At 71.7% G+C, this 24,588-nt stretch carries 24 protein-coding genes and 1 pseudogene; 12 read left to right on the plus strand and 13 right to left on the minus strand.

Annotation, left to right across the window (positions count from 1 at the left end; translation table 11 throughout):
• Positions 1–1,246: VWA domain-containing protein (locus ACZ573_RS25055; protein WP_471307703.1), on the plus strand; the 1,246-nt coding region annotated here is incomplete at its 5' end.
• A 77-nt stretch (positions 1,247–1,323) separates the two neighbouring features.
• Here the strand turns inward: ACZ573_RS25055 and aspS are convergent.
• Positions 1,324–3,147 carry an aspartate--tRNA ligase gene (gene aspS / locus ACZ573_RS25060; RefSeq protein WP_471307706.1) on the minus strand — a complete coding sequence of 608 codons (1,824 nt, stop codon included), beginning with the start codon at positions 3,145–3,147 and terminating at the stop codon, positions 1,324–1,326.
• A gap of 158 nt (positions 3,148–3,305) precedes the next feature.
• Here aspS and ACZ573_RS25065 point away from each other — a divergent pair, with 158 nt between their 5' ends.
• Positions 3,306–5,534: a SpoIIE family protein phosphatase gene (locus tag ACZ573_RS25065; protein ID WP_471307709.1), complete on the plus strand. Its 2,229-nt coding sequence runs from the start codon at positions 3,306–3,308 to the stop codon at positions 5,532–5,534.
• Between the two features lie 40 nt (positions 5,535–5,574).
• Entirely contained in the window at positions 5,575–6,639 is a 1,065-nt protein-coding gene (locus tag ACZ573_RS25070) for an AI-2E family transporter (protein WP_471307712.1), read from the plus strand.
• Positions 6,640–6,660: 21 nt separating this feature from the next.
• On the opposite strand, the gene ACZ573_RS25075 is transcribed toward ACZ573_RS25070, so the two are convergent.
• The 3 genes from ACZ573_RS25075 to ACZ573_RS25085 all read right to left on the minus strand — a co-directional run bounded on the left by ACZ573_RS25075 (position 6,661) and on the right by ACZ573_RS25085 (position 8,531).
• The gene (locus tag ACZ573_RS25075; protein WP_471307715.1) at positions 6,661–7,656 is read right to left on the minus strand and encodes a pirin family protein; all 996 of its coding nucleotides are present in this window, start codon (positions 7,654–7,656) and stop codon (positions 6,661–6,663) included.
• A gap of 133 nt (positions 7,657–7,789) precedes the next feature.
• Complete coding sequence (locus ACZ573_RS25080) at positions 7,790–7,945, minus strand: hypothetical protein (RefSeq protein ID WP_471307718.1); 156 nt, start codon at positions 7,943–7,945, stop codon at positions 7,790–7,792.
• A gap of 115 nt (positions 7,946–8,060) precedes the next feature.
• Positions 8,061–8,531: an SseB family protein gene (locus ACZ573_RS25085; protein WP_030714326.1), complete on the minus strand. Its 471-nt coding sequence runs from the start codon at positions 8,529–8,531 to the stop codon at positions 8,061–8,063.
• Between the two features lie 173 nt (positions 8,532–8,704).
• Between ACZ573_RS25085 and ACZ573_RS25090 the strand changes: the two genes are divergently transcribed.
• Together ACZ573_RS25090 and ACZ573_RS25095 are read left to right on the plus strand one after the other, a co-directional pair.
• The gene (locus ACZ573_RS25090; RefSeq protein ID WP_314242965.1) at positions 8,705–10,531 is read left to right on the plus strand and encodes an acyl-CoA dehydrogenase; all 1,827 of its coding nucleotides are present in this window, start codon (positions 8,705–8,707) and stop codon (positions 10,529–10,531) included.
• Positions 10,532–10,670: 139 nt separating this feature from the next.
• On the plus strand, positions 10,671–11,399 hold the full coding sequence (locus ACZ573_RS25095; protein WP_471307722.1) for a hypothetical protein: 729 nt from the start codon (positions 10,671–10,673) through the stop codon (positions 11,397–11,399).
• 266 nt (positions 11,400–11,665) lie between these two features.
• Here ACZ573_RS25095 and ACZ573_RS25100 read toward each other — a convergent pair.
• Positions 11,666–11,842, minus strand: a pseudogene (locus ACZ573_RS25100) (helix-turn-helix domain-containing protein); the annotation flags it as partial.
• Between the two features lie 161 nt (positions 11,843–12,003).
• On the opposite strand from ACZ573_RS25100, the gene ACZ573_RS25105 reads away from it, so the two are divergent.
• The gene (locus ACZ573_RS25105) at positions 12,004–13,296 is read left to right on the plus strand and encodes a M18 family aminopeptidase (protein ID WP_382548494.1); all 1,293 of its coding nucleotides are present in this window, start codon (positions 12,004–12,006) and stop codon (positions 13,294–13,296) included.
• Positions 13,297–13,319: 23 nt separating this feature from the next.
• On the opposite strand, the gene ACZ573_RS25110 is transcribed toward ACZ573_RS25105, so the two are convergent.
• A complete protein-coding gene (locus ACZ573_RS25110; RefSeq protein WP_471307725.1) occupies positions 13,320–15,161 on the minus strand; it encodes an NHL domain-containing thioredoxin family protein in 1,842 nt (613 codons plus the stop codon).
• Between the two features lie 74 nt (positions 15,162–15,235).
• Here ACZ573_RS25110 and ACZ573_RS25115 point away from each other — a divergent pair, with 74 nt between their 5' ends.
• The 3 genes from ACZ573_RS25115 (at position 15,236) to ACZ573_RS25125 (ending at position 16,852) form a co-directional block, all read left to right on the plus strand.
• Positions 15,236–15,517, plus strand: coding sequence for a hypothetical protein (locus ACZ573_RS25115; RefSeq protein WP_471307727.1), 282 nt, complete (start codon positions 15,236–15,238; stop codon positions 15,515–15,517).
• Positions 15,518–15,608: 91 nt separating this feature from the next.
• Positions 15,609–16,163 carry a Uma2 family endonuclease gene (locus tag ACZ573_RS25120; RefSeq protein WP_471307730.1) on the plus strand — a complete coding sequence of 185 codons (555 nt, stop codon included), beginning with the start codon at positions 15,609–15,611 and terminating at the stop codon, positions 16,161–16,163.
• 23 nt (positions 16,164–16,186) lie between these two features.
• Positions 16,187–16,852 (plus strand): MSMEG_1061 family FMN-dependent PPOX-type flavoprotein, encoded by a 666-nt coding sequence (locus tag ACZ573_RS25125; RefSeq protein WP_471307732.1) that lies wholly within the window; start codon positions 16,187–16,189, stop codon positions 16,850–16,852.
• On the opposite strand, the gene ACZ573_RS25130 is transcribed toward ACZ573_RS25125, so the two are convergent.
• Positions 16,843–17,370, minus strand: coding sequence for a DUF4240 domain-containing protein (locus ACZ573_RS25130; RefSeq protein WP_471307735.1), 528 nt, complete (start codon positions 17,368–17,370; stop codon positions 16,843–16,845). The genes ACZ573_RS25125 and ACZ573_RS25130 overlap by 10 nt on opposite strands.
• 28 nt (positions 17,371–17,398) lie before the next feature.
• On the minus strand, positions 17,399–18,211 hold the full coding sequence (locus ACZ573_RS25135) for a hypothetical protein (RefSeq protein WP_471307738.1): 813 nt from the start codon (positions 18,209–18,211) through the stop codon (positions 17,399–17,401).
• Between the two features lie 32 nt (positions 18,212–18,243).
• On the opposite strand from ACZ573_RS25135, the gene ACZ573_RS25140 reads away from it, so the two are divergent.
• The gene (locus ACZ573_RS25140) at positions 18,244–18,765 is read left to right on the plus strand and encodes an LURP-one-related/scramblase family protein (RefSeq protein ID WP_471307741.1); all 522 of its coding nucleotides are present in this window, start codon (positions 18,244–18,246) and stop codon (positions 18,763–18,765) included.
• On the opposite strand, the gene ACZ573_RS25145 is transcribed toward ACZ573_RS25140, so the two are convergent.
• Both ACZ573_RS25145 and ACZ573_RS25150 read right to left on the minus strand, forming a co-directional pair.
• Positions 18,737–19,048 (minus strand): hypothetical protein, encoded by a 312-nt coding sequence (locus ACZ573_RS25145; RefSeq protein ID WP_471307743.1) that lies wholly within the window; start codon positions 19,046–19,048, stop codon positions 18,737–18,739. The genes ACZ573_RS25140 and ACZ573_RS25145 overlap by 29 nt on opposite strands.
• 99 nt (positions 19,049–19,147) lie before the next feature.
• Positions 19,148–19,927: a carbon-nitrogen family hydrolase gene (locus tag ACZ573_RS25150; protein ID WP_471307746.1), complete on the minus strand. Its 780-nt coding sequence runs from the start codon at positions 19,925–19,927 to the stop codon at positions 19,148–19,150.
• A gap of 149 nt (positions 19,928–20,076) precedes the next feature.
• On the opposite strand from ACZ573_RS25150, the gene ACZ573_RS25155 reads away from it, so the two are divergent.
• The gene (locus ACZ573_RS25155; protein WP_389114359.1) at positions 20,077–20,907 is read left to right on the plus strand and encodes a maleylpyruvate isomerase family mycothiol-dependent enzyme; all 831 of its coding nucleotides are present in this window, start codon (positions 20,077–20,079) and stop codon (positions 20,905–20,907) included.
• Here the strand turns inward: ACZ573_RS25155 and ACZ573_RS25160 are convergent.
• Together ACZ573_RS25160 and ACZ573_RS25165 are read right to left on the minus strand one after the other, a co-directional pair.
• On the minus strand, positions 20,882–22,243 hold the full coding sequence (locus ACZ573_RS25160) for an MFS transporter (RefSeq protein WP_471307752.1): 1,362 nt from the start codon (positions 22,241–22,243) through the stop codon (positions 20,882–20,884). The two genes, ACZ573_RS25155 and ACZ573_RS25160, sit on opposite strands and share 26 nt — an antisense overlap.
• Positions 22,240–22,890, minus strand: coding sequence for a GntR family transcriptional regulator (locus ACZ573_RS25165; protein ID WP_471307755.1), 651 nt, complete (start codon positions 22,888–22,890; stop codon positions 22,240–22,242). The genes ACZ573_RS25160 and ACZ573_RS25165 overlap by 4 nt, the downstream gene beginning before the upstream one ends.
• 189 nt (positions 22,891–23,079) lie before the next feature.
• Between ACZ573_RS25165 and ACZ573_RS25170 the strand changes: the two genes are divergently transcribed.
• Positions 23,080–24,261 (plus strand): DUF418 domain-containing protein, encoded by a 1,182-nt coding sequence (locus ACZ573_RS25170; RefSeq protein ID WP_471307757.1) that lies wholly within the window; start codon positions 23,080–23,082, stop codon positions 24,259–24,261.
• On the opposite strand, the gene ACZ573_RS25175 is transcribed toward ACZ573_RS25170, so the two are convergent.
• Positions 24,245–24,577 (minus strand): protease inhibitor I42 family protein, encoded by a 333-nt coding sequence (locus tag ACZ573_RS25175; RefSeq protein WP_471307760.1) that lies wholly within the window; start codon positions 24,575–24,577, stop codon positions 24,245–24,247. The two genes, ACZ573_RS25170 and ACZ573_RS25175, sit on opposite strands and share 17 nt — an antisense overlap.
• Positions 24,578–24,588: the final 11 nt, after the last annotated feature.

The raw sequence follows: 24,588 nt of genomic DNA on the forward strand, positions 1-24,588 counted from the left end.
CGCGCCGGAGGCGGACACCGCCCCCGCCGCGGAGCAGGCCGAAGCCGAGACCCCGGCTGCCGCCGAAGCCACCGCACCGCAGGCACAGGACGAGCCGGTCGCCGCCGCTGCGGAGCAGCCCGAGACCGAGGCGGAAGCACCGCAGGCCGACACTACGCCGGAGGCCGAGTCGGCTGCCGCCGAGGCCGAAGCGCCACAGGCGCAGGACGAGCCCGAGGCAGACGCCCCGGCAGCCGCCGAGACCACCGCGCCGGAGGCGGACACCCCCGCCGAGGCGGAACCGGCTGCCGCCGAGGCCGAAGCGCCGCAGGCGCAGGACGAAGCCGCCCCGGTCGCCGCCGAAGCGGAGCCCGCCGCCGCGCCGGAGGCGGACACCGCCCCCGCCGCGGAGCAGGCCGAAGCCGAGACCCCGGCTGCCGCCGAAGCCACCGCACCGCAGGCACAGGACGAGCCTGAGGCCCCGGCTGCCGCCGAGGCGGAGCCCGAGGCCGCGCCGGAGGCGGAGCCGGCAGCCGCCGCGCCGCAGGCGCAGGACCAGGCCGAGCCCGAGGCCGCGCCGGAGGCGGAGTCGGTGGCCGGGGCGGAGGCTCCCGCGCAGGCGTTGGCCGTCGTCAAGCGGCGGGCTCCTGAGGTCGCCGGGGCGTACAAGGCCGCCGGGCAGGTGCTGCGGGGCAAGGGGAAGGCCGGGGCTCGGGCCAAGGTCTACCTCGTGCTGGACCGGTCCGGGTCGATGCGCGGGTTCTACAAGGACGGCAGCGCCCAGTACCTCGCCGACCACGCCCTCGCCCTCGCCGCGCACCTGGACGACGCGGCGACCGTGCACACCGTGTTCTTCTCCACGGACGTGGACGGCACCGCCGACCTCACCCTCGACGGCTACGACGCCGCCTGGGTCGAGGCCCGCCACGCCGAGCTCGGCCGGATGGGCCGCACCAGCTACCACGTGGCCGTCGAGGCCGTCGTGGAGCGCTACCAGAAGGACGGCGGCGAGGGCCCGGCCCTGGTCGTCTTCCAGACCGACGGCGCCCCCGACAACCGCCAGCCCGCCCGCCAGGCACTGGCCGACGCCGCCACCGCGGCTCCGGGCATCCACTGGCAGTTCGTGGCCTTCGGCGACCACGACGCCAAGGCCTTCGACTTCCTGCGCAAGCTGGACGCCGAGAACGCCGGCTTCTTCCACGCCGGCCCCGCCCCCACCGAGCTGGCCTCGGCCGCCCTCGTCAAGGGCATCCTGGAGCGGTTCTAGCTAGTACGACGGGCGGAAACACGAAGGCGGCGCCCCCCTCCGGCAAGGAGGGGGGCGCCGCCTTCGGCGTATGCGGGTCAGCCGCGCGGGGAACCGGCGTCCGGGGTGACCGCGTCGGAGACCGGCCGCTCCGCCGCCTTCGTCTCGACCGGCTTGCGCAGCGCGATGTGCAGCTCGCGCAGACGGGCCTCCTCCAGCACCGTCGGCGCGCCCATCATCAGGTCCTGCGCGTTGCCGTTCAGCGGGAAGGCGATGGTCTCGCGGATGTTCGGCTCGTCGGCCAGCAGCATCACGATGCGGTCCACGCCCGGGGCGATGCCACCGTGCGGCGGGGCGCCCAGGCGGAACGCGCGGAGCATGCCCGCGAACTCGCGCTCGACGGTCTCGGCCTCGTACCCGGCGATCTCGAAGGCCTTCAGCATGACCTCGGGCTCGTGGTTGCGGATGGCGCCGGAGGACAGCTCGATGCCGTTGCAGACGATGTCGTACTGCCAGGCCAGGATGTCCAGCGGGTCCTTCTCCTCCAGGTCCTTCATCCCGCCCTGCGGCATGGAGAAGGGGTTGTGGGAGAAGTCGATCTTGCCGGTCTCCTCGTCCTTCTCGTACATCGGGAAGTCGACGATCCAGCAGAACCGGAAGACGTTCTCCTCGAACTGGCCGGCGCGCTTGGCCGCCTCGACGCGAACACCGGACATGATCTTGGAGACCTCGTCGAAGTCACCCGCGCCGAAGAACACGGCGTGGCCGGGGACCAGGCCCAGGCGCTCGGTGAGGACCTTGACGTTCTCCTCGGTGAGGAACTTGGCGATCGGGCCGGTCAGGGCACCGTCCTCGCCCACACGCACCCAGGCCAGGCCCTTGGCGCCCAGCGAGATCGCGTACTCGCCGAGACCGTCGAAGAACTTGCGCGGCTGCGCGGCGGTGTCCGGGACGGCCAGAGCACGCACGTGCTTGCCGGCGAACGCCTTGAACTCCGAGCCCTCGAACACGTCGGTGATGTCGACGAGCTCCAGCTTGGCGCGCAGGTCGGGCTTGTCGTTGCCGTACTTCAGCATCGACTCGCGGAACGGGATCCGCGGGAACGGCGAGGTGACCTCGCGGCCGTTGCCGAACTCGGTGAAGAGCTCGGTCATCAGGCGCTCGATCGGCTGGAAGACGTCCTCCTGCTCGACGAAGGACATCTCCACGTCGAGCTGGTAGAACTCGCCCGGCGAGCGGTCGGCGCGGGCGTCCTCGTCGCGGAAGCAGGGCGCGATCTGGAAGTAGCGGTCGAAGCCGGAGATCATCAGCAGCTGCTTGAACTGCTGCGGCGCCTGCGGCAGGGCGTAGAACTTGCCCGGGTTCAGGCGCGACGGCACGACGAAGTCACGGGCGCCCTCGGGGGAGGTCGCGGTGAGGATCGGCGTCGCCATCTCGTTGAAGCCGAGGGCGACCATCTTCGAGCGGATCGACGCGATGACGGCCGAGCGCAGCATGATGTTGCGGTGCATGCGCTCGCGGCGCAGGTCGAGGAAGCGGTACTCCAGGCGCCGCTCCTCGTTCACACCGTCGTCGGTGTTGATCGTGAACGGCAGCGGGGCGGCCGCGCCGAGCACCTCGACCGAGGAGACCTCGATCTCGATCTCGCCGGTCGGCAGCTCCGGGTTGACGTTGTCGGCGCCGCGGGAGACGACCTTGCCGTCGATGCGGACGACCGTCTCCTTGGTGAGGCTGCTCAGCGCCTCGTTCGCCGCGGTACCGGGCCGGGCGACGAGCTGCGTGATGCCGTAGTGGTCACGCAGATCGATGAAGAGGATGCCGCCCAGGTCTCGACGGTTGTGCAGCCAGCCGCTCAGCCGGACGTCGGCGGCGACGTCAGAAGCGCGGAGCTCGCCGCAGGTGTGGGACCTGTACCGATGCATCAGTCATCCAGTTCTACGCGATACCAGGGTGGATTCAACCGTCCCAAGGTTACCGTCCGGGACGGTGACGGGTCGGGCACTCCCTCCAGCCTGCGCAAATGCGTCCGGTGGCGCGGGCGAACAGGCACGTAACGGATATGACCTGTAAAGATGGCCGGGTGCGCACCGAGGACGTTCTGGCCGCCATCGCGACCGGCCTGTGGCGATGGGACAACGCCTCCGGGACGGTCACCCTCGACGGTGAGGCCGCCCGGCTCCTCGGGCTGCCCGCCGAACCGGTGGTGCTGCCGGAGGTCGCCGTACGGTCCCGCTTCCACCCGGTGGACTGGAACGAGATCAACGGGATCGTGAACCTGGCCGTCGCCGAGGGAACCCTCGCCGAGGCCCGGCTCCGGATCATGGACGTCGACGGCCGGGTGCTGCGCACCGTGCGCAGCCGCTCCAAACCGGTGCAGAACCGGGCACCCGACGGTGCCACGGACTACGAGCTGATCGGCACCATCCAGGAGATCGCCGAGCCGCAGCCCGGCACCACGGCCGCCCACACCCCCATCACGGGCGACTGGCGGCGCTCCCGCGAGGCCTTCCTGCTGGACGCGGGGCGCGCGCTGGCGGAGGCGCGGTCGACGGCCGAGGTGCTGCGGGTCGCCGCCTCACTGTCCATGCCCGGTTTCAGCCCGGACGGGCTGGCCGTCTTCGGCGTGGCCGGGGACCGGCTGTCGATCATCGGGCACCACGGGCACGATCCGGGGGACGAGGGCCCGTTCTCCGACATGCCGCTGGAGACGAACTATCCGGCCGCGGAGGTCGTCCGTACCGGCCGGGCGATCTACCTGCCCACCCCCGAGGACTACAAACGGCGCTTCCCGGCGGCCTGGCCGCTCGCCCAGCGCTTCGACCGGGTCTCCTGGGCCTTCCTGCCGCTGATCGTGGCCGGGCGGACCATGGGCGCCTGGATGGCCGCCTTCAAGCACCCGGCGTCCTTCTCGCCCGACGAGCGGTCCGTCCTGACGACCGTGGCCCGGATGCTGGCCCAGGCGCTCCAGCGCGCCGTGGTGGCCGACTCCGAGCGGGAGCTGACCACCGGCCTGCAGCGGTCGATGATGCCGCAGCTCGGCCCGGAGATCCCCGGCATGCGGATCGCGGCCCGCTACGTCCCGACGGGCGGCGGGCTCCAGGTCGGCGGCGACTGGTACGACATGATCCCGCTGCCGTCGGGCAGGTTCGCGCTGGTCATCGGCGACGTGCAGGGCCACGACGTACGGGCGGCAGGGCTGATGGGCCAGCTGCGGATCGCCGTACGGGCGTACGCCTCCGAGGGCCACCGGCCGGACGCGGTGCTCTCGCGCGCCTCCCGCTTCCTGGCCGGGCTGTGCTCCTCGCCGGAGTCCGGCCCGTACGGGGCCGACGGCGGCCAGGACTCCGACTTCCAGAGCCCGCGGTTCGCGACCTGCCTGTACGTGGAGTGCGACCCGAAGACCGGCATGCTGGAGGTGGCCCGCGCGGGCCACCCCGATCCGGCGATCCGGATGGCCGACGGCACCGTCCTGATGCGCCCCACCGCCGGCGGACTGCCCCTCGGGATCGTCCCCGACACCGACTACCCCACCACCCGGTTCACCCTGGAGCCCGGCGAGACGATGATGCTCTGCACCGACGGGCTCATCGAGACCGGCGGGCACGACCTCGACAGCGGCTGGGCGCGGCTGCGGGCCGTCCTGGAGTCCGACGCGCACGAGAGCGCCCACGACGAGCGGGTCCCGCAAGCGGGCGGCGCCGCGGCCGGGCCCATCCCGCCCCCGCATCTGGAGAGACTGGCCGACCTCCTGGTCCAGGCCGTGCACGGGCCGTCCTCGCACCACACCACCGGCCCGCTCGCCGACCGCCGCGAGGACGACATAGCCGTCGTGCTGCTGTGCCGCGAGAGCGCGGACCGCGGCGCGGGCACCGCGCCGCGGCACCCGGCCCGGCCCGTGCGCCGCACCGTGCTGAGCGTGGCCCAGGCGGAGCCCGAGCGGATCGCGGGAGTGCGGCAGCAGATCCGCGAGCTGCTGCACGACTGGGCCGACCCCGACCAGGTGGACTCGGCGGTGCTGATGGTCTCCGAGATGGTGACGAACGTACTGACGCACACCGACGGCGACGCCCTGCTGGTCGCGGAGGCGGTCGGCGAGCCGGGCGCGCGCCGGCTGCGCGTGGAGGTCGCGGACGGCAGCGACGAGCTCCCGCACAAGCGGCAGCCGGGGGAGATGTCCTCGAGCGGCCGCGGGGTGCTGCTGATGGAGATGCTGGCCGACGCGTGGGGCGTGGACCCGCGGGGCGAGGGCAAGTCGATCTGGTTCGAGCTGCACGAGCAGTCGAAGACGGACGCCGACCCGGATTTCTGAACCGCGAGGGGCGCGCGGCGGGGCGTGATTGGATGCAGCGGTGTCCGAACCCCTCCTGCCCGCGCCCGTACGGCGGCTCGCCGCCTGGTGCGGCGTCGTCCTGCTCGTCACCGCGGTCCTCGCCGTCGGCGTATGGCTGTGCACCGTCTTCGAGTCGGTGGTGACGCCCGTACTGCTGGCCGTGCTCGGTACGGCCCTGCTCGGGCCGATGCACCGGCGCCTGGTGCGCATGGGGATGAACCGCTCGCTGGCCGCGGCGCTGACCTGCCTCGCCGTGATCGCCGTCGTCGGCGGGGCCACGTACATCGTGGTCCTCGCGCTCATCGGGACCGGCGGCCAGATCGTCGACGCGCTGCGGCGGGCCGGCGAGATGGTCGCCGAGCACTTCGGGGCGGTGGGCACCTCGCTGGAGGACATCGCCGCGCACTCCAAGGACCTGCTCGCCAAGTTCGGCGGCACGGCCGCCTCGGGCGTGGTCACGGGGCTCAGCGTGGTGGGCTCGATGCTCGCGATGGTGCTGCTGGCGCTGGTGCTGATCTTCTTCTTCCTGCGCGACTCCGACCGGGCCGTGGGAACCCTGCGCTCCCTCGTCCCGAGCCGCTCGGGCGACCTGATGGAGGCGATGGGGCGGCGCGCGTTCGAGGCCGTCGAGGGGTTCATGCGCGGGACCACGTTCGTGGCCCTGGTGGACGCCGTGCTGATCGGCGCGGGTCTGCTGATCCTCGATGTGCCGGGTGCGCTGGGGCTGGCCGCCCTGGTCTTCGTGACGGCCTACATCCCCTACCTCGGGGCCATCCTGTCGGGCGCCGTGGCCGTGCTCGTGGCCTTCGCCGACCGGGGCTGGATCATCGGCCTGTGGGCGCTGGGCCTGGTGCTGCTGGTCCAGATGATCGAGGGCTACGTACTGCAGCCCGTGGTGCAGAGCCGCACCGTGCAGATGCACCCGGCCGTGGTGATGCTGGCCATCACCGCGGGCGCGAGCGTCGCCGGCATCCTGGGGATGCTGCTGGCGGTGCCGCTGACCGCCGCCGTCTTCGGGGTGATCTCGGAACTGCGGGCCCGGTACGCCGACGGTGCGGCGCCCGGGCCCGTGGATCCCGCGTAGCGGACCTGCGGAACCGCCGGGTCAGTCCTGGTCGGCCTCACCCGTGCCGCGGTGGCCGAGGCCGGTGCGCGCGGTGGTGGGGATGCGGCCGAGCCGGCCCGCCTGGAAGTCGTCGAAGGCCTGCTGCAGCTCGTGCTTGCTGTTCATCACGAACGGCCCGTAGTGCGCCATCGGCTCCCGGATCGGACGTCCGCCGAGGATCACGACCTCCAGGTCCGGGGCGTTGGAGTCCTGGGACGCGTCCGCCCGCACGGTGAGCGAGCCGCCTTCGCCGAAGACGGCCGTCTGACCCGTCTGTACGGGCCGGCGGTCCTCGCCGACGGACCCGCGCCCGGCCATGACGTACGCCAGCGCGTTGAAGTCCTCGCGCCACGGCAGGGTGATCTGCGCGCCCGGCGACACGGTCGCGTGGATCATCGTGATCGGGGTGTGGGTGATGCCCGGGCCCTGGTGGCCGTCGAGCTCACCGGCGATGACGCGGAGCAGGGAGCCGCCGTCCGGGGTGGTCAGCAGCTGGACCTGGCCGCCGCCGATGTCCTGGTAGCGCGGGGGCATCATCTTGTCGGAGGCCGGGAGGTTCACCCACAGCTGGAGACCGTGGAACAGCCCGCCGGACACGACGAGGGACTCCGGCGGGGCCTCGATGTGCAGGAGGCCCGAACCGGCGGTCATCCACTGGGTGTCGCCGCCGTTGATGACGCCGCCGCCGCCGTTGCTGTCCTGGTGGACGAAGGTTCCGTCGATCAGGTACGTGACGGTCTCGAAGCCGCGGTGCGGGTGCCAGGGCGTGCCCTTGGGCTCGCCGGGCGCGTACTCCACCTCACCCATCTGGTCCATCATGATGAACGGGTCGAGGTACTGGTAGTTGATCCCGGCGAACGCGCGGCGCACCGGGAATCCCTCACCCTCGAACCCACCGGGAGCGGAGACGACGGCCAGCACCTTGCGCGGGACGGCGGCCTGCGGCTCGGCCACGCGCGGAAGGGTCAACGGGTTCTCAACAGTCACTGCGGGCATGGTCAGGACCTCCTTCTGCTTCGAGTTTAGTTGAAACTCGAACTTTCTGCCACACCCCACTGAACGGAGAAGGCCCCGGAGGAAATTCCCCCGGGGCCTTCGGGTCCTACTGGTGCCTGCCGAACCGGTCCGCCTAGGACCTGCCGAGCTTGATCGGGTTCATCGGGGAGAGGTTCTCCTGCCAGGTGGTGCCGGGCGGCTGGACGTACGGGTCACAGTTGCTCCCGCAGGAGTCGCAGCAGAGGCGGTCGACCCAGCCGTCGGTCTGGTGGCTGACGACGAAGCGCATCCCCTCCTGGCGGCAGCGGCTCGCTCGCGAAGGTGACGTCGAGCAGGTCCTCCGCCGGGAAGTGCACGCGCAGCACGATCCGCCCCCCGTCAGGCGTCAGCCGGTACGTCTACGGCTAGCCGTACATCCGGCGCATCGCGAAGTCGACCATCTGCTCGACGGCCTTCGCGTCGAAGACCATCCGGTGGTCGCCCTCCATGTCGAGGACGAAGCCGTACCCGGTCGGCAGCAGGTCGATCACCTCGGCGCCGGTGATCACGAAGTACTTGGACTCCTTGCCGGCGTACCGGCGCAGCTCCTTGAGCGTGGTGAACATGGGGATGACGGGGTGCTGCGTGTTGTGCAGCGCCAGGAATCCGGGGGTGTCGCCGCGCGGGCAGTAGACCTTCGAGGTGGCGAAGATCTGCTGGAAGTCCTCGGCGGAGAGGGACCCCGTGGTGAAGGCCCGCACGGCGTCGGCGAGCGACGGCGGCGAGGGCTCGGGGTAGAGCGGCTGCTCGGCGTAACCGCCGGCCATCTGCTGCGGGGCGGCGTACTGCTGCTGCCCCGCGTGCCCCGCGCTCACGTTCTGGTCGTAGCCGTACATGGGGCGAAGCCTACCGACCGGCCACTCGCCGTCGGACACGTATTTCCCGCCAGGCTTGACGCTGGTCACAGTCGTCAGGGGTTGCGTCTTATTACCGGTGGGTAGCATCATTACGTTACCGATTGGTATGTACGAGGAACCCTGTCTCCCCGAGCCTTAACGGAGCCGTCGCCATGGGGCACTACAAGTCGAATCTCCGCGACATCGAGTTCAACCTCTTCGAGGTGCTCGGCCGCGACAAGCAGTACGGCACCGGTCCGTTCGAGGAGATGGACACCGAGACCGCCAAGAGCGTCCTGTCCGAGATCGCCCGCCTCGCCGAGAACGAGCTGGCCGCCTCCTTCGAGGACGCCGACCGCAACCCGCCGGTCTTCGACCCGGCCACCAACACCGCGCCCGTCCCCGCCTCCTTCAAGAAGAGCTACGAAGCCTTCATGGAGTCGGAGTACTGGCGCCTGGGCCTGCCCGAGGAGATCGGCGGCACCACCTCGCCCCGCTCCCTGATCTGGGCCTACGCGGAGCTGCTGCTCGGCTCGAACCCGGCCATCTGGATGTACTCCTCCGGCCCGGCGTTCGCCGGCATCCTCTTCGAAGAGGGCAACGAGGCGCAGAAGAAGGTCGCCCAGATAGCCGTCGAGAAGCGCTGGGGCTCCACCATGGTCCTCACCGAGCCGGACGCCGGCTCGGACGTCGGCGCCGGCCGCACCAAGGCGATCCAGCAGGAGGACGGCTCCTGGCACATCGAGGGCGTGAAGCGCTTCATCACGTCCGGTGAGCACGACATGGAGGAGAACATCCTCCACTACGTCCTCGCGCGCCCCGAGGGCCACGGCCCGGGCACCAAGGGCCTGTCCCTCTTCCTCGTCCCGAAGTTCCACTTCGACTGGGAGACCGGCGAGCTGGGCGAGCGCAACGGCGTCTACGCCACGAACGTCGAGCACAAGATGGGCCTCAAGGCCTCCAACACGTGCGAGATGACCTTCGGCGACCAGCACCCCGCCAAGGGCTGGCTGATCGGTGACAAGCACGACGGCATCCGCCAGATGTTCATGATCATCGAGTTCGCCCGCATGATGGTCGGCACGAAGGCCATCGCCACCCTCTCCACCGGCTACCTGAACGCGCTGGAGTACGCCAAGGAGCGCGTGCAGGGCCCGGACCTGGCGAACTTCATGGACAAGACCGCGCCCAAGGTCACCATCACGCACCACCCCGACGTGCGCCGCTCGCTCATGACGCAGAAGGCCTACGCCGAGGGCATGCGCGCCCTGGTCCTCTACACGGCCTCCGTGCAGGACGAGATCCAGCTCAAGCAGGCCGCTGGCGAGGACGCCTCCGCCGAGATCGGCCTGAACGACCTGCTCCTGCCGATCGTGAAGGGCTACGGCTCCGAGAAGTCCTACGAGCAGCTCGCGCAGTCCCTGCAGACCTTCGGCGGCTCCGGGTACCTGCAGGAGTACCCGATCGAGCAGTACATCCGCGACGCCAAGATCGACACCCTCTACGAGGGCACCACGGCCATCCAGGGCCAGGACTTCTTCTTCCGGAAGATCGTCCGCGACCAGGGCGCCTCCCTGAACGTCCTCTCCGAGACGATCAAGAAGTTCCTGGCCGAGGCCGTCGGCGGCGAGGAGCTGGCCGGCGCCCGCGACGCGCTGGCCAAGGCCGCCGTCGACCTGGAGGCCATCGTCGGCCAGATGATCGTCGACCTCACCGCCACCGGCGAGGACGTCAAGAACATCTACAAGGTCGGCCAGAACACCACCCGCCTGCTGATGGCCTCCGGTGACGTGGTCGTCGGTTACCTGCTGCTCAAGGGCGCCGCCGTGGCCGCCGAGAAGCTGGCGACCGCCGCCCCGAAGGACGTCCCCTTCTACACCGGCAAGATCGCCGCCGCGAAGTTCTTCGCGTCGCAGGTCCTGCCGAACGTCTCGGTCCAGCGCCAGCTGGCCGAGGTCGTCGACAACTCCCTCATGGAGCTCGACGAGGCCGCCTTCTAGGCCGGTCGCGCCACCACCGCGCACACGCACCAGCGGCCGGGCCCCCCGCACAGGGGCCCGGCCGCTGCCGCGTACCCGGCCCCAGGCCCCTGTCCTGCGGCTTTCCCCGATGTCAGTCGTTCATGGGACGCTCGTACACATGAGTCCACAGGATCAGCACGGCAGCAGGGGGTACTCCGTCCCCACCGGGCGTCCGTACGCCCTCAAGGAGCTGCAGGCGAGCCTGGGCAGCCTCGGCGACCACCTGCGCGAGCTGTACGACGGCGCCCACCCCGCCGAGTACGACACCATCGCCGACGCGCTGTACGTGGCCTTCCAGACCGCCACCGGACTGGCCCCGGCCAAGAGCTACACCGGCTGCCCCGAGCACCCCAACGGCGCCCTCGACCCCGAGGCACCCGAAGGCTGGGGCCGCTGCCTCATCTGCAACGACCGGCGGCGCCTCGGAGCGCGCCGGCACGGCGGTCCGCCGGCCGCCCCCGCCGGGGAGCAGCGGCGCCTGGGCTACCCCGTACCGGACCCCCCGTACACGCTCCAGCGGCTGCGCACGTACCTGCGCACGGTCGAGGACCAGCGGTTCCACCTGGGCCTGTCCTCACCCGCAGAGGACTTCGTCCGCATCGCCGACGACCTCCACCGCGCCTTCATCGTCGCCCGCGAGCTCTCCCGGCCGCGCAACGCCTCGGGATGCGCCGAACATCCCGGCGCGCCGATCGACCCCGACGCTCCTCCCGGCGAGGCCTGTATCTTCTGCGCCGGACGCAAAAGACGCGCGCAGCGCTCCCCGCAGACCCCGGAGATGCTCCCGCGCATCCGCCGGGGCGAGCGCAGGCAACTGCAGCGCCGATTCGAACGTCCGCCGGGCTGAAACCCGACGGGACCGCAGAGGCAACGGGCGCGGAACCAGATCTCCCGGCTGTCGCACGGTCCGGCCGTGACGAACACGAACCCGACCCTCGTTAAGGTGAACCACTTGGCTTCCTCCCCTCCCTAGCAGGAGGGGATTCCCACACTCACGAGTGGGGATTCCTGTTTCGCCACGGACCGCCCCGACCGAGAGGAGGGCTCCCGATGAGGTCTCACATCCGCTCCCTCGTCCATCTTCGCCGGCCGCACCCGGCCCTCCGCGTAGCACGCGGTGAGCATGGCCGATGTCTGCCCGTAGCCCATCCGTTCGCCGGCCGCCTTCCGGGCTTCGGCACGGGCGGCGAGAGCCGGATCGTAGACCTTCCGCACACACCCGAACGTCCGCGACAGTTCCCCGGCCTGCGCGTCCGTCGGATAGAAACGGTACTTGAACGACCGCTTCACGGAAGGAAACCCCACACCGGGGAGGCTACGGTCGGTCACGATCCGAACACAAGCACAGGTCACAGCCTCACGCTGCGGCACTTCGCCACAGCGAGGCTCCGAGCCGGAACTGCGTTTCCTCACCCGGCTGAAGCCGGGGGCTTCCACACAAGGGAAATACGATGAGCTCTCCCGCCCGCTTCGACCGCGGCCACACCGACGATCTGATGACCTTCCTGACGGCCAGTCCGTCGCCGTACCACGCCGTGGCCAACGCCGCGGAGCGGCTGGAGAAGGCAGGCTTCAGGCAGTTGTCGGAAACGGACGCCTGGGATGCGGGCACCGGGGGCAAGTTCGTGCTCCGCGGCGGTGCGCTCATCGCCTGGTTCGTCCCCGAAGGCGCGGCCGCGCACACCCCGTTCCGGATCGTCGGCGCGCACACCGACTCCCCGAACCTGCGGGTCAAGCCGCTGCCGGACACGGGCTCGCAGGGCTGGCGGCAGATCGCCGTCGAGATCTACGGCGGCACCCTGCTCAACACCTGGCTGGACCGCGACCTGGGACTGGCCGGGCGGCTGACCCTGCGCGACGGCACCGAGCGCCTGGTGAACGTGGACCGCGCGCTGCTGCGCGTTCCCCAACTCGCCGTGCACCTGGACCGGTCGGTGAACAGCGACGGCCTCAAGCTCGACAAGCAGCGGCACATGCAGCCGATCTGGGGGCTGGGCGACGTCCAGGAGGGCGACCTGATCTCCTTCCTGGAGGAGGAAGAGGGCCTGGACCAGGGGTCGGTGGCCGGCTGGGACCTGATGGTCCACTCCATCGAGCCGCCGTCGTACCTGGGCCGCGACCGCGAGCTGGTGGCCGGTCCGCGCATGGACAACCTGCTGTCGGTGCACGCGGGTGTCGCGGCGCTGGCCGCGGTCTCCGCCACCGGCAAGCTCGACCACATCCCGGTGCTGGCCGCCTTCGACCACGAGGAGAACGGCTCGCAGTCCGACACGGGCGCGGACGGCCCGCTGCTGGGCAACGTGCTGGAACGTTCAGTCTTCGCCCGCGGGGGCTCGTACGAGGACCGCGCGCGGGCCTTCGCGGGCACCATCTGCCTGTCCTCGGACACCGGGCACGCCGTGCACCCCAACTACGGTGAGCGGCACGACCCGACGCACCACCCGCGCGCCAACGGCGGACCGATCCTGAAGGTCAACGTCAACCAGCGGTACGCCACCGACGGCAGCGGACGCGCCGTGTTCGCCGCCGCGTGCGAGCGGGCCGGCATCCCGTGGCAGACCTTCGTCTCCAACAACTCGATGCCGTGCGGCACCACGATCGGCCCGATCACCGCCGCCCGCCACGGCATTCAGACCGTGGACATCGGCGTCGCGATCCTCTCGATGCACAGCGCCCGCGAACTGTGCGGCGCGGACGACCCGTTCCTGCTGGCGAACGCCCTGGTGGCCTTCCTGGAGGGCTGAGCCCCCAGGAAGGCCGCGGCCGGCTACCCCTCGGCGTCCATCCCCGCGAGGACGAGGGGCAGCCGGGAGGCGCCGTCGGCGGTGACGCGGACCGGCACGCCCCAGTCCTGCTGGTGGACGTGGCAGGCCGGGTACTCGTTGGCGGGGTCGTCGTCGCAGGACGCCGCCATCGCCGAGACGTGCAGGACGCCCTCGGTGACGTCCGGGTTCAGCGCGAGCTCCCGGAACAGGTCGGTCCCGGCGCCCTCGCCGTCCGCCAGCAGCTCGGGCGGGGTCGAGGAGACGAGCAGCCGGGTGGAGGGCCCGTAGCGGGTGTCGAGCTTCTGCCCGCTCGGCGCCTGGAAGACGATGTCGAGGCGGAGCGTGCCGGGGGCCACCTCGGTGGCGGCCCGCTGCGTACGGTGGGCGACCGCGTCCACCCGGACCGCCTCTTCCGGCAGGCGCAGGCGGGTCAGCCGGTGCCGGGCCGACTCGACGACCACGATGTCCTCGCCCACCAGCACGGCGTCGCTGGGCTCGCGCAGGTCGGTCGCCAGGGTCGAGACCTGACCGGTGGCCGGGTCGTAGCGGCGCAGCGCGTGGTTGTACGTGTCGCACACCGCGACCGAGCCGTCGGGGAGGGCCGTCACGCCGAGCGGGTGCTGGAGCAGGGCCTGGGCGGCGTCGCCGTCCCGGTGCCCGAAGTCGAACAGCCCGGTGCCGACGGCGGACTTGATGACGTACCCGTCGTCCGCGGCTTCCGCGTAGCGCAGGGCGCTGGTCTCGGAGTCGGCGATCCACAGCCGGTCCCCGGCGGCCGCGAGCCCCGAGGGCTGGGCGAACCAGGCCTCGGCGGCCGGCCCGTCGAGCAGCCCCTCGTTGGTCGTACCGGCCGCGACCTCGACCGTCCCGGCCTCCGGGTCCCAGGTCCACAGCTGGTGCACACCGGCCATGGCGATCCAGACCCGGCCCTGCCACCAGGCCACGTCCCACGGCGAGGACAGGTCCACCTCCAGCGCCGGCCCGGAGGTCGGCGACCCCTGCCACCACTGCCGGCCCGTCCCGGCCACGGTCTCCACGTGCCCGGTGGCCGGGTCGTAGGTGCGCAGCGCGTGGTTGACGGTGTCGGCGACGACGACCCTGCCGTCGGGCAGCAGTGCGAGGCCCTGCGGCTCGCTGAAGCTGTCCCCGGCGAAGCCGCGCTCGCCGCTGCCGATGCGGCGCACGACGCTCTCGCCGTCGGCGGCCAGCTCCACGAGCTGGTGCCGGGTGGAGTCGGAGACCAGCAGGTTCCCGGACGGCAGCAGCAGCGCCTTCCCGGGGAACCGCAGGGCGCCGGCCACCGGCTCGGGCGCCACGTACGGCCCGTCTCCGCGCCGCAGGGTGCCCTTGGCCTCGTGCTCGGCCTCCAGCTCCTCGACCAGGCGGGCGATGGCGTGTGCGTGCCCCTCACCGGCGTGCTGGGCGACGATGTACCCCTCGGGGTCGATCACGACGAGCGTGGGCCAGGCCCGTACGGCGTACTGCTTCCAGGTCGCGAGCTCGGGGTCGTCCAGCACGGGGTGGTGCACCTGGTACCGCTCGACGGCATCGACGACGGCGGCATGCTCGGCCTCGTGCACGAACTTCGGGGAGTGCACACCGATGATCACGACGGTGTCGCGGTGCTTCTCCTCCAGCTCGCGCAGCTCGTCGAGGACGTGCAGGCAGTTGATACAGCAGAAGGTCCAGAAATCGAGGATCGCAATGCGTCCTCGCAGGTCGGCGAGGCTCAGGTCCTTCCCGCCGGTGTTCAGCCAGCCGCCCTTGCCGATCAGCTCGGGGGCACGGACACGGGCACGGCGGGGCGCGGGCGCGGAGGTGGGCGCCGGGGCGGCATCGTTCATGCTTCAAGCTTGCCATTCGGGTATGAACATCGGATCACGCGTATGCGGCGAGGTCCACGACGGGCGAGCGACGGATGCCCGAGGAGTTGGCCAGGGCGCTGGCGGAGGTCGTACGGGTCCTCGGGCTCGAAGTCGCCGCCGAGCCGGAGTCCGCCGACGGACTCGCCTGGGAGCACCGTGCCAGGGCGGCGTTGCGCGAGGTCTGGCGTGATGGCGTGGTCCTTTCCGACGAAGCCTTCGACGCACTGCTCAGGGCGGCGGTCCACGACCCCAACCCGAGCTTCAACCGTCAGTTCGTCGAGCCGGCCCTGAACGCCTACATCCGCCACCGCGTGGAACACCAGGTCGGCGGCTGAGGCCCGCTGCGCGAAGTGCACCCGCAGGGGTGACGACGGGCGGCGGGACCCCGTGGGAGCCTGGTCCCGGAGAGCAAGGGAGGCGTTCGGAATGACCACCGCGCACGACTACAGCGAAGGCGTCGACCCCGAGCGCGCGCTGAAGTACGCCATCCAGCACTTCAGCGGGGACCGCACCGAGATCGTCGAAGGGGTCATCAGCAGCGTGACACCGAGCTGGGACCACGAGAACGCGGCCGAAGAGATCCGCGATCAGATCCGACCGCGGGTCAAGGAACTGGACTGCGTCACCGGCTCGGGCAACCTGGACCTCCCGGGCTCGCCGAACTGGTACGTGCCCGACCTTGCCGTCGTTCCCAAGGCGCTGGCGAAGGGGGGCAGCGCTCTCCTGCCGGACCAGGTGCTGCTCGTCGTCGAGATCACGTCCGAGTCCAACGCCGAGACCGACCGTGTCGTCAAGCGCAAGCGGTACGCCGAGTACGGGGCACCGCTGTACCTGCTGGTCGACCGGATGGAGGCGACCGTGACGCTCTTCGCACTGCCCGGGCGGCTCGGGTACACCAAGGTGGACGGGCCGCACCCCTTCGGGACGCCGGTGCTGTTGCCCGAGCCGTTCGGGATCGAGCTGGACACCAGCGGGCTGTAGCGGAGCCCGGTAGCGTGCGGGACGTGACAGTCAGCACGCCGCCGAGCGGGCGGATATTCGATGCCGTGAGCGCCACCGCCGTCCGGAGCACCGACGCGTTGCGCGAGCTCTACGAACATCCCGGCGAGATGGCCCGCCGCAAGGCAGTGGACCGGATCCACGAGGCCGCGCGGGCCGTCATCGGGCGGTCGTCGCTGGTGTTCGTCGCCAGTGCCGGGGCCGACGGGAGCTGCGATGTGACGCCCCGGGGCGGGCCGCCCGGATTCGTGGCCGTGCTGGACGAGTTCACCCTCGCGCTGCCCGACGCCACCGGCAACAAGCGGCTCGACACCGCCCACAACATCGTGGAGACGGGCCGGGCCGGGCTGATCTTCGTCATCCCCGGGCGGACCACCACCCTGCGGGTGAACGGGCGGGCCTGCGTGTCCGCCGATCCGCGGTTGCTGGAGCAGCTGACGGCCGTCGGCAAGCCGCCGCGGAGCGCGATCGTGGTGGAGGTCGAGGAGGCCTACCAGCACTGCCCGAAGGCGTTCCTGCGCAGCAACGCGTGGCAGCCCGGGCAGTGGCTCGCCGAGGACGCCGTCCCGAGCTCCGCCGAGATCACCCTCGCCCACCTGGATCTCCCCGGTCTGACGATCGAGGAGATCCGGCAGCAGGAGCGCGAGTCCCTCCTGTACCGCTACGAGTAGTCGAAGAGGGAGCTCAGCCGGGGCAGTCGGGCCGATATCTCGTCGGTGTCGTCGAAGTCGAAGTCCCAGGACGGGTCCAGGGCCGGGTAGCTGATCGTGAAGGAGTCCGCGGGCAGTTCGCGGCCGGTGGCGGCCTCGTAGGCGGTCCAGGCTATGGACAGGGCGGACTCGTCCCACAGTTCCAGACCCTGCTCCGCGGCCTCGCGGACCGCGGGGTGTTCGGCCAGGGTGTCGGGGTCGGCCAGGGCCGCCTCGAAGGCCTCCCGGCCCTGGGTGAGGAGCCAGCCGCGGAAGTAGTCGAAGCCGTCGTCCGAGCAGCCCCCGTTGATCACATAGGCCGCGGCCCAGAGCGGCGCACGGTAGGACTCCGCCAGCAGGTCCCACAGCACCTGCTGGGAGGCGGCTATCTGCGCCGCCTCCCGGTCCGCGAGGAGTTGCGCCGCGCGCGAGGCCACTTCCTGCGGATCCGCGTCGGCGCGGGCCGTCTCGATCAGCTTCCAGAACGTCTGCTTGTCCATGGGGAAAGCCTGGCAGCCGGGTCTGACATCAGGCGGTGGTGCTGAGGAAGGTGTGGAGGGATCTTGTGAGAGCGGCGACGAAGGCGTCCTGCACCGGTGCCGGGACGAGGTCCAGGGAGAGGTACGGGTTCAGGTCCTCCAGCTCGACGAGGAGCAGTTCGCCGGACGGCGCCCGGCAGGCGTCGACGCGCTGGATGCCGTGGTCGAGGGTGTTCCAGTCGACGAAGGACCGGGCGAAGGCCAGGTCCGCCCCGGTCGGGGTGTAGAGCTCCAGCTCCCAGCGGCGGTCCGGATCGGGGGCGTACAGCGCGTACTGGAAGGCGTCGTCGACGAAGTAGAAGGACACCTCGTACGTGAAGTCGATGCGCGGCTGGATCAGCACGGCCCCGGCCGGGCCGTCCGGTGCCGCGGTGAAGGTGAGGCCGATGGAGTCGGCGCCCTGCTTCGGCTTGACCGCGTACTGCGGCACCCGCGGCAGTTCCGCCAGCCGGGCGGGGTCGTCGATCGTCGGGATGACCGGGTAACCGGCGGCCGTCAGGTCGAGGAGGTACTGCTTGCCCGCCATGTCGGCGCGCCCGGTGAGCGGGTTGTAGACGCGGGCTCCGGCGGCGAGGGCGGCCGCGCGGAAGGAGTCGTAGGCCTCCTGGTAGTGCAGGACCGGGCCGCTGTTGCGGACGATCACCGCGTCGAAGCCGAGCGGCAGCATGGCCTCCGCGTCCGCGGGATGGCACAGCGCCAGGCCGAATTCGGCGCGCAGCCGGGACGTGAGGAATATGTCCTCGTCGCAGTAGCGGCGGCCGCGTGCGGGGTACGCCAGGTCGGTCACGTAGAGCAGGGGCATGGGGGCAACCTATCGCGGGCACTGATCGGGGTATGAAATACCTCGTTCGGGACAAAGTGCTGGCCATCGGGGACGACTACTGGATCGAGGACGAGGACGGCCGGCACGCCTTCCTCGTCGACGGGAAGGCGCTGCGCTTCCGGGACACGCTGGAGCTGAAGGATCCGGACGGGCTGATCCTGATCACCCTGCGGGAGAAGCTGTTCACCCTGCGGGACGCGATGACGCTGGAGCGGGACGAGCGGCGGCTCGCGGTCATCCGCCGCAAGCGGCTCTCGCTGCTGCGCAATCACTTCCGGGTGACCCTGGCCGAGGGCACAGAGCTCAACATCAGCGGGCAGATCCTGGAGCGCGAGTTCAAGGTCGAGTACGACGGGGAGCTGCTCGCGCTGGTCTCGCGGCAGTGGTACCGGGTCCGCGAGACGTACGCGGTGGACGTGGTCCGGGAGGACGCGGACGCGGCGCTGCTGATCGCGGTCGCGGTGTGCGTGATCCGGATGGCCGAGAAGGAGCGGGAGGGCGGAGTCAGTCCCGATGGTGCTCCCGGGCCGTGAGCTGCCCCTGGACGTAGGCGTCGGTCTCCGGCGCGTACGGGCCTCCGTGGTCGAACAGCAGCTCGGCGATGCGCTGCCACTCGGCGGCCTCGGCGCGGACGGACGTGCCGGCCCGATCCAGGTCTCCGGCGGCCTCCAGCACCGCCTCCAGGGCCGCCTGTGCCTCGTGGTGGGTCATGCCGGTGGCCCGCTCCCGTACGCGCCGGCGGGCCGTGATTTCCGCGGGGGCGGGCTCGTGCGGCTCCAGGGCGGCCTCCAGCGCGGCCTCTGCGTCACCCGTCACGTCGTACCCGCCTCCTCCTCGTGGACCCGGCGGCCGGCGCCGCCCGTCCCCTTCCTCTGCCCCGAAACCCCGGCGCCAACCGGGGTTTCCGGGCCGGCGTCAGCGGCCCAGCCGACGGTCCTTCAGGGCCGGGAACTGGGAGCGGGTGTCGGCCACCTTGGCCGGGTCCAGGTCCACGGTGAGGACCTCCTCGCCCGGTCCCGCCTCCGCCAGGACCTCGCCCCAGGGGTCCACCACCAGGCTGTGCCCGGCCTGCTCCACGCCCGCGTGGGTGCCGGCCGTCCCGCAGGCCAGGACGTAGGACTGGTTCTCCACGGCGCGCGCCCGGCTGAGCAGGGTCCAGTGCGAGCGGCGGCGGGCGGGCCAGCCCGCGGCGACGACCATCGTGGTGGCCCCCGCGTCGACCAGGCCGCGGAACAGTTCCGGGAAGCGCAGGTCGTAGCAGGTGGCGACGCCGAGGGTCTGTTCCGGCAGGGTCACCGTGGTCAGGGAGTCCCCGGCGGACATCAGCACCGCCTCGCCCTGGTCGAAGCCGAAGCGGTGGATCTTGCGGTAGGTGGCGGCGAGCTCGCCCGCCGGGGAGAGGACGAGGGCGGTGTTGTAGAGGGAGCCGTCGCCCGCGCGCTCCACGACCGAGCCCGCGTGCAGCCAGACGCCGGCGTCGCGGGCCGCCTTGGACATGGCCTCGTAGGTCGGGCCGTCCAGCGGTTCGGCCTCGGTCTCGAACTGCTCGTACGCGAACGCGCCGACCGGCCACAGTTCCGGCAGGACGACGAGATCGGAGCCCGCCCGCTCCCGTACGAGTTCGGCCACGCGGGCACGTCGGGAAGACACCGACTCGCCCTCGTTCACTGCGATTTGGATCAGCGAGGCGCGCACACTACCACCGTCCTGGCGTTCAAGCCGTCAACTCGGGCCTACGATCGTCACACGAAAGCACTGCCGGGGTGCTCACCGGCAGCGTAGTTTTGGAAACTGAGTCCACCGCTTCCGAAACGCGCCATTGAACAGCACCGCGAGGGGTCCCGTTGACCGTCCAGCCGCATCCCGCCCTCCAGCCCTATGCCGACGCCTGGACACACTCCATCGAGGCGATATCCGAGTTGGTCCTCCCGCTGACGGAGGGCGAGTGGAACCGGGCGACGCCGTGTCCCGGCTGGTCGGTCCGTGATGTCGTGTCACACATCATCGGCATCGAGTGCGAGCAGCTGGGGGACCCGCGGCCGATCCACACCGTGGCGCGGGACCTGCGGCACGTGGTGGACGAGTTCAGCCGGTACATGGAGGTGCAGGTCGACGTGCGGCGTCACCACACCGCGCCGGAGATGACCTCGGAGCTGGAGTACACGGTGATCCGGCGCTCCCGGCAGCTGCGCAACGAGAAGCGGGATCCGGCCACGATGGTCCGCGGGCCGCTCGGTGACCAGGTGACGCTGGAGCAGGCGCTGCGGCTGCGGGCGTTCGACGTGTGGATCCACGAGCAGGACCTGCGGGCGGCGCTGGGGGTACCGGGGAACTGGGACTCGCCGGGCGCGTACGTGGCGCGGGACCTCCTGCTGGCCGGGCTGCCGAAGGTGGTGGCCAAGCGGGCGGGCGCGCCGGCGAACTCGGCCGTGGTGATCGACGTGCACGGTCAGCTGGAGTTCATGCGGACCGTACGGGTGGACGCGGACGGCCGCGGCACGGTGGACAAGTCGCCGTCGCTGGGCCCGGCGGTGACCCTGACGCTGGACTGGGAGACCTACGTCCGCCTCGCGGCGGGCCGGGTACGGGCGCACACGGTCGCGGACCGGGTGAAGGTGGAGGGCGACGTGGAGCTGGCGGACGCCATCCTCACGCAGTTCTCCGTGACCCCGTAGGGCCTACGGGGTCCGTCCGCGGTTCCTGCGCGGGGACGGTGACACGGCCCCGGGCGGCCTCGCGGGCCAGGGCGAGGGGGCGCAGGCGCAGGATGCTGATCACGCCCAGCGCCTCGAGGACGAAGACCGTGGAGAAGGCGATGCGGTAGTTGTCGCCGGTGGCGTCCAGCAGGATGCCGACCGTCAGCAGGGTGGTCATGGACGCGATGAAGCCGCCCATGTTCGTGATGCCGGAGGCGGTGCCCTGGCGTTCCGCCGGGTTGGCCGGGCGGGCGAAGTCGAAGCCGATCATCGACGCCGGTCCGCAGCTGCCGAGCACCAGGCACAGGGTGACCAGCAGCCACATCGGCGCCCGGTCGCCCGGGTACACGAGGACCGCTGCCCACAGCAGGGCGGTGAGGCCGACCGTGCCCAGGGCGAGCGGGATCCGCGCGGACTGGCGGCGGCCGACGATCTGGCCGTAGACCAGCCCGAGCGCCATGTTCGAGGCGACGACCAGCGTCAGCAGCCCGCCCGCGGTGGTCCGCGACAGCCCCTGTGCCTCGACCAGGAAGGGCATGCCCCACAGCAGCAGGAAGACCATCGCGGGGAACTGCGTGGTGAAGTGCACCCACAGGCCGAGCCGGGTGCCGGGTTCGGCCCAGGACTCCCGGATCTGGCGGCGTACGAAGCCCCCCGAAGCGGCGCGCGGCGCGGGTCCGTACCCCTGCGGATGGTCCCGCAGGAACAGCGTCAGCGGCACCAGGACCACCAGCCCGGCCACCGCGCTGCCCGCGAAGGCGGCGGTCCAGCCGATCTCGTGCAGGACCGGGGCGAGGACGAGGGTGGAGACGAGGTTGCCCGCCATGCCGACCAGCCCGGCCAGCTGCGCCATCAGCGGCCCGCGCCGGGCCGGGAACCACCGGGTGCCGAGCCGCAGCACCGATATGAAGGTCATCGCGTCGCCGCAGCCGAGCAGCGCCCGCGCGGCGAGCGCCGTCCCGTACGAGGGCGACAGCGCGAAGCCGAGCTGGCCGACGGTGAAGAGCACCGCGCCCAGCGTCAGCACCTTCTTGGTGCCGAGCCGGTCGACCATCAGGCCCACCGGTATCTGCATGCCCGCGTAGACCAGCAGCTGGAGGAGGGAGAAGGTGGCCAGCGCCGAGGCATTGACGTGGAAGCGGTCGGCGGCGTCCAGGCCGGCCACGCCCAGGCTGGTACGGAAGATCACCGCCACGAAGTAGACGGCGACGCCGATGCCCCACACGGCGACGGCCCTCCGGCCGCCCGGCGGGTCGGCGGGTAGGCCGTCCCTGGCAGGGGAGGAGCTCGCCGAACCGTTCAGCGGCCCGTTCACCGGCCCGGCCCCCGCACCAGGGCCTCGACCCGGCCGATGTGACCGCGGACCGCCGCGGCCGCCGTGTCCGCGTCCCCGGCGCGCAGCGCGTCCAGGATCTCCGCGTGCTCGGCGAGCGTCCGGTCCAGCCGCTGCGGGTGGGCGTGCAGCAGGGCCACGCCCATCCGCAGCTGCCGGTCGCGGAGCTGGTCGTAGAGGCGGCACAGGATCTGGTTCCCGGCGCTGCGCACGATCTCGGCGTGGAAGCCGCGGTCGGCGGCCATCATCGCGGCGAGGTCGCCGGCGTCGGCGTGCCGGCGCTGTTCGTCGAGCAGGGCGGCGAGCCGGTCCAGCAGGCCCGGCGGGGCCGGCACGGCCCTGCGTACGGTGAACTCCTCGACCAGCAGCCGGGTTTCGAGGACGTCGGTGATCTCCTGCGCGGAGACCTGCAGGACCAGTGCGCCCTTCTTCGGGTACAGCTTCAGCAGCCCCTCGGTCTCCAGCCGCAGCAGCGCCTCGCGGACGGGCGTACGGGACACCCCGACGGCCGCGGCCAGTTCGCCCTCGGTCAGGAGGGTGCCGCCTTCGTAGCGGCGGTCGAGCACCCCCTGCTTGACGTGCTGGTAGACGCGGTCGGCGGCGGTCACGGCAGCGGTGGGGGCGGACATGCGCACAGGATAGATACAACAGGGGTGGGGGCCCTGCGGGGTCCAGGATGTGGACCCGGCCCCCGGGGCGGGTACCTCGGGCGGGCGCCCGGGGTGTGGTCCGCGGACCGCCCACTGCACCGAAGGGTGTACCGCGCCTTCGTCCGCCCGCAGGACGTACGGGGCCCCGCGCGACGGGACGCTGAAGTCATGGCCGACACCCTGCTCGCCCCGGCGGCACAGAAGACCGCCCGGCTCCCCCTCCTGGACGTCCTGCGCGGCGCCGCCATCCTCGGCACCCTCATGACCAACGTCTGGATCTTCACCTCGCCCGGCTCGGAGTGGGGAGTGCTGCAGGGCGGTCCGAAGCCGCCCGACCCGATCGCCGACCCCTCCGCCGCCCACCTCGCCGAGAGCGTCTTCCGCTTCCTCGCCGACGGCAAGTTCCTGGCCCTGCTGACGGTCCTGTTCGGGGTGGGCCTGGCCATCCAGTTCGACTCCGCCGCCCGCCGCGGCGACCCCTGGCCCGGCCGCTACCCGCGCCGCGCCGCCTTCCTCTTCGCAGAGGGCACCGTCCACTTCGTGCTCGTCTTCGCCTGGGACGTGCTCATGGGGTACGCCGTCACCGCCCTCCTCGTCGCCTGGCTGCTGGCCCGCTCCGAGAAGGTGCGCAAGGGCGCCATGTGGACGGCCGGAGCGCTGCACCTGGCGCTGATGTCCCTGGTGACCCTCGACGCGCTGAGCCGGCCCGCCGGCGCCCCCATGAGCCCGGACCCGGCCGCCGTCGAGCTGTACGCCCACGGCGGCTATCCGGCCCAGATCGCCTTCCGCCTGGAACACTTCCTCGCGCTGCGCATCGAGCCGGTCATCTCCTTCGGGCTGCTCGTGTTCCTCTTCCTCCTCGGCGTGCGGCTGCACCGCGCGGGCGCCTTCACCGCCACCGCCGAAGGCCGCCGCATCCGGACCCGGATGGCCGTCCGGGGCCTGGGCCTCGGGCTGCCGCTGAACGCCGCGACCACCCTCGGCGGCTCCGACTTCTACCTCCTGGGCCGCTACGGTGCCGCGCCGCTGCTCGCCCTCGGCTACATCGGCCTGATCGGCCTCGCCCTCGACCGGCGGTGGATCCCGGCCCCGGTGAGCCGCGCGCTGGGCTCCGTCGGCCGCACCGCCCTGTCCTGCTACGTCGCCCAGAACCTGCTCTGCATGCTGCTCTGCTACGGCATCGGGCTGGGCCTCGCCGACCGGCTCGGCGGCAGCGGCCCCTGGTGGGTGATGGGCCTGTGGGCCGGCGTGAGCCTGACCCTGGCCGCCGGATCGTGGCTCTGGCTGCGCCGCTTCGGCCACGGCCCCCTGGAGGCCGTACAGCGCACGGTGCTCAGGTCCCGCCGGTGACCGCCCGCACCTCCACGTCCAGGACGAATTCGTCGTAGGGGGACTCGTCCGGGTAGGGCGGCCGGACCTGCGCGAAGCGGATCCGGGCCCGGCCCCCGCCCGGGGGCCGGGCCCGGACCACGTAGGTCCGCTCCACCGGGGCCCCCGGCGGCGGGGCCGGAACCCCGGCGGCCGGCGCGCCGGGGGCCTCCGCGACCGTCACCACGTCCGCGTCCCCGGTGACCTGCCAGGTCCACACGTACCCGCGCGCGCCGCGCCCGGTGAGCCGCAGCTCGTACGACTCGTCCGGGCCCAGCACGATGCTCCGTACCTCCACGCCCGCCCGGT

The sequence above is a fragment of the Streptomyces sp. NPDC040545 genome (assembly GCF_055595065.1).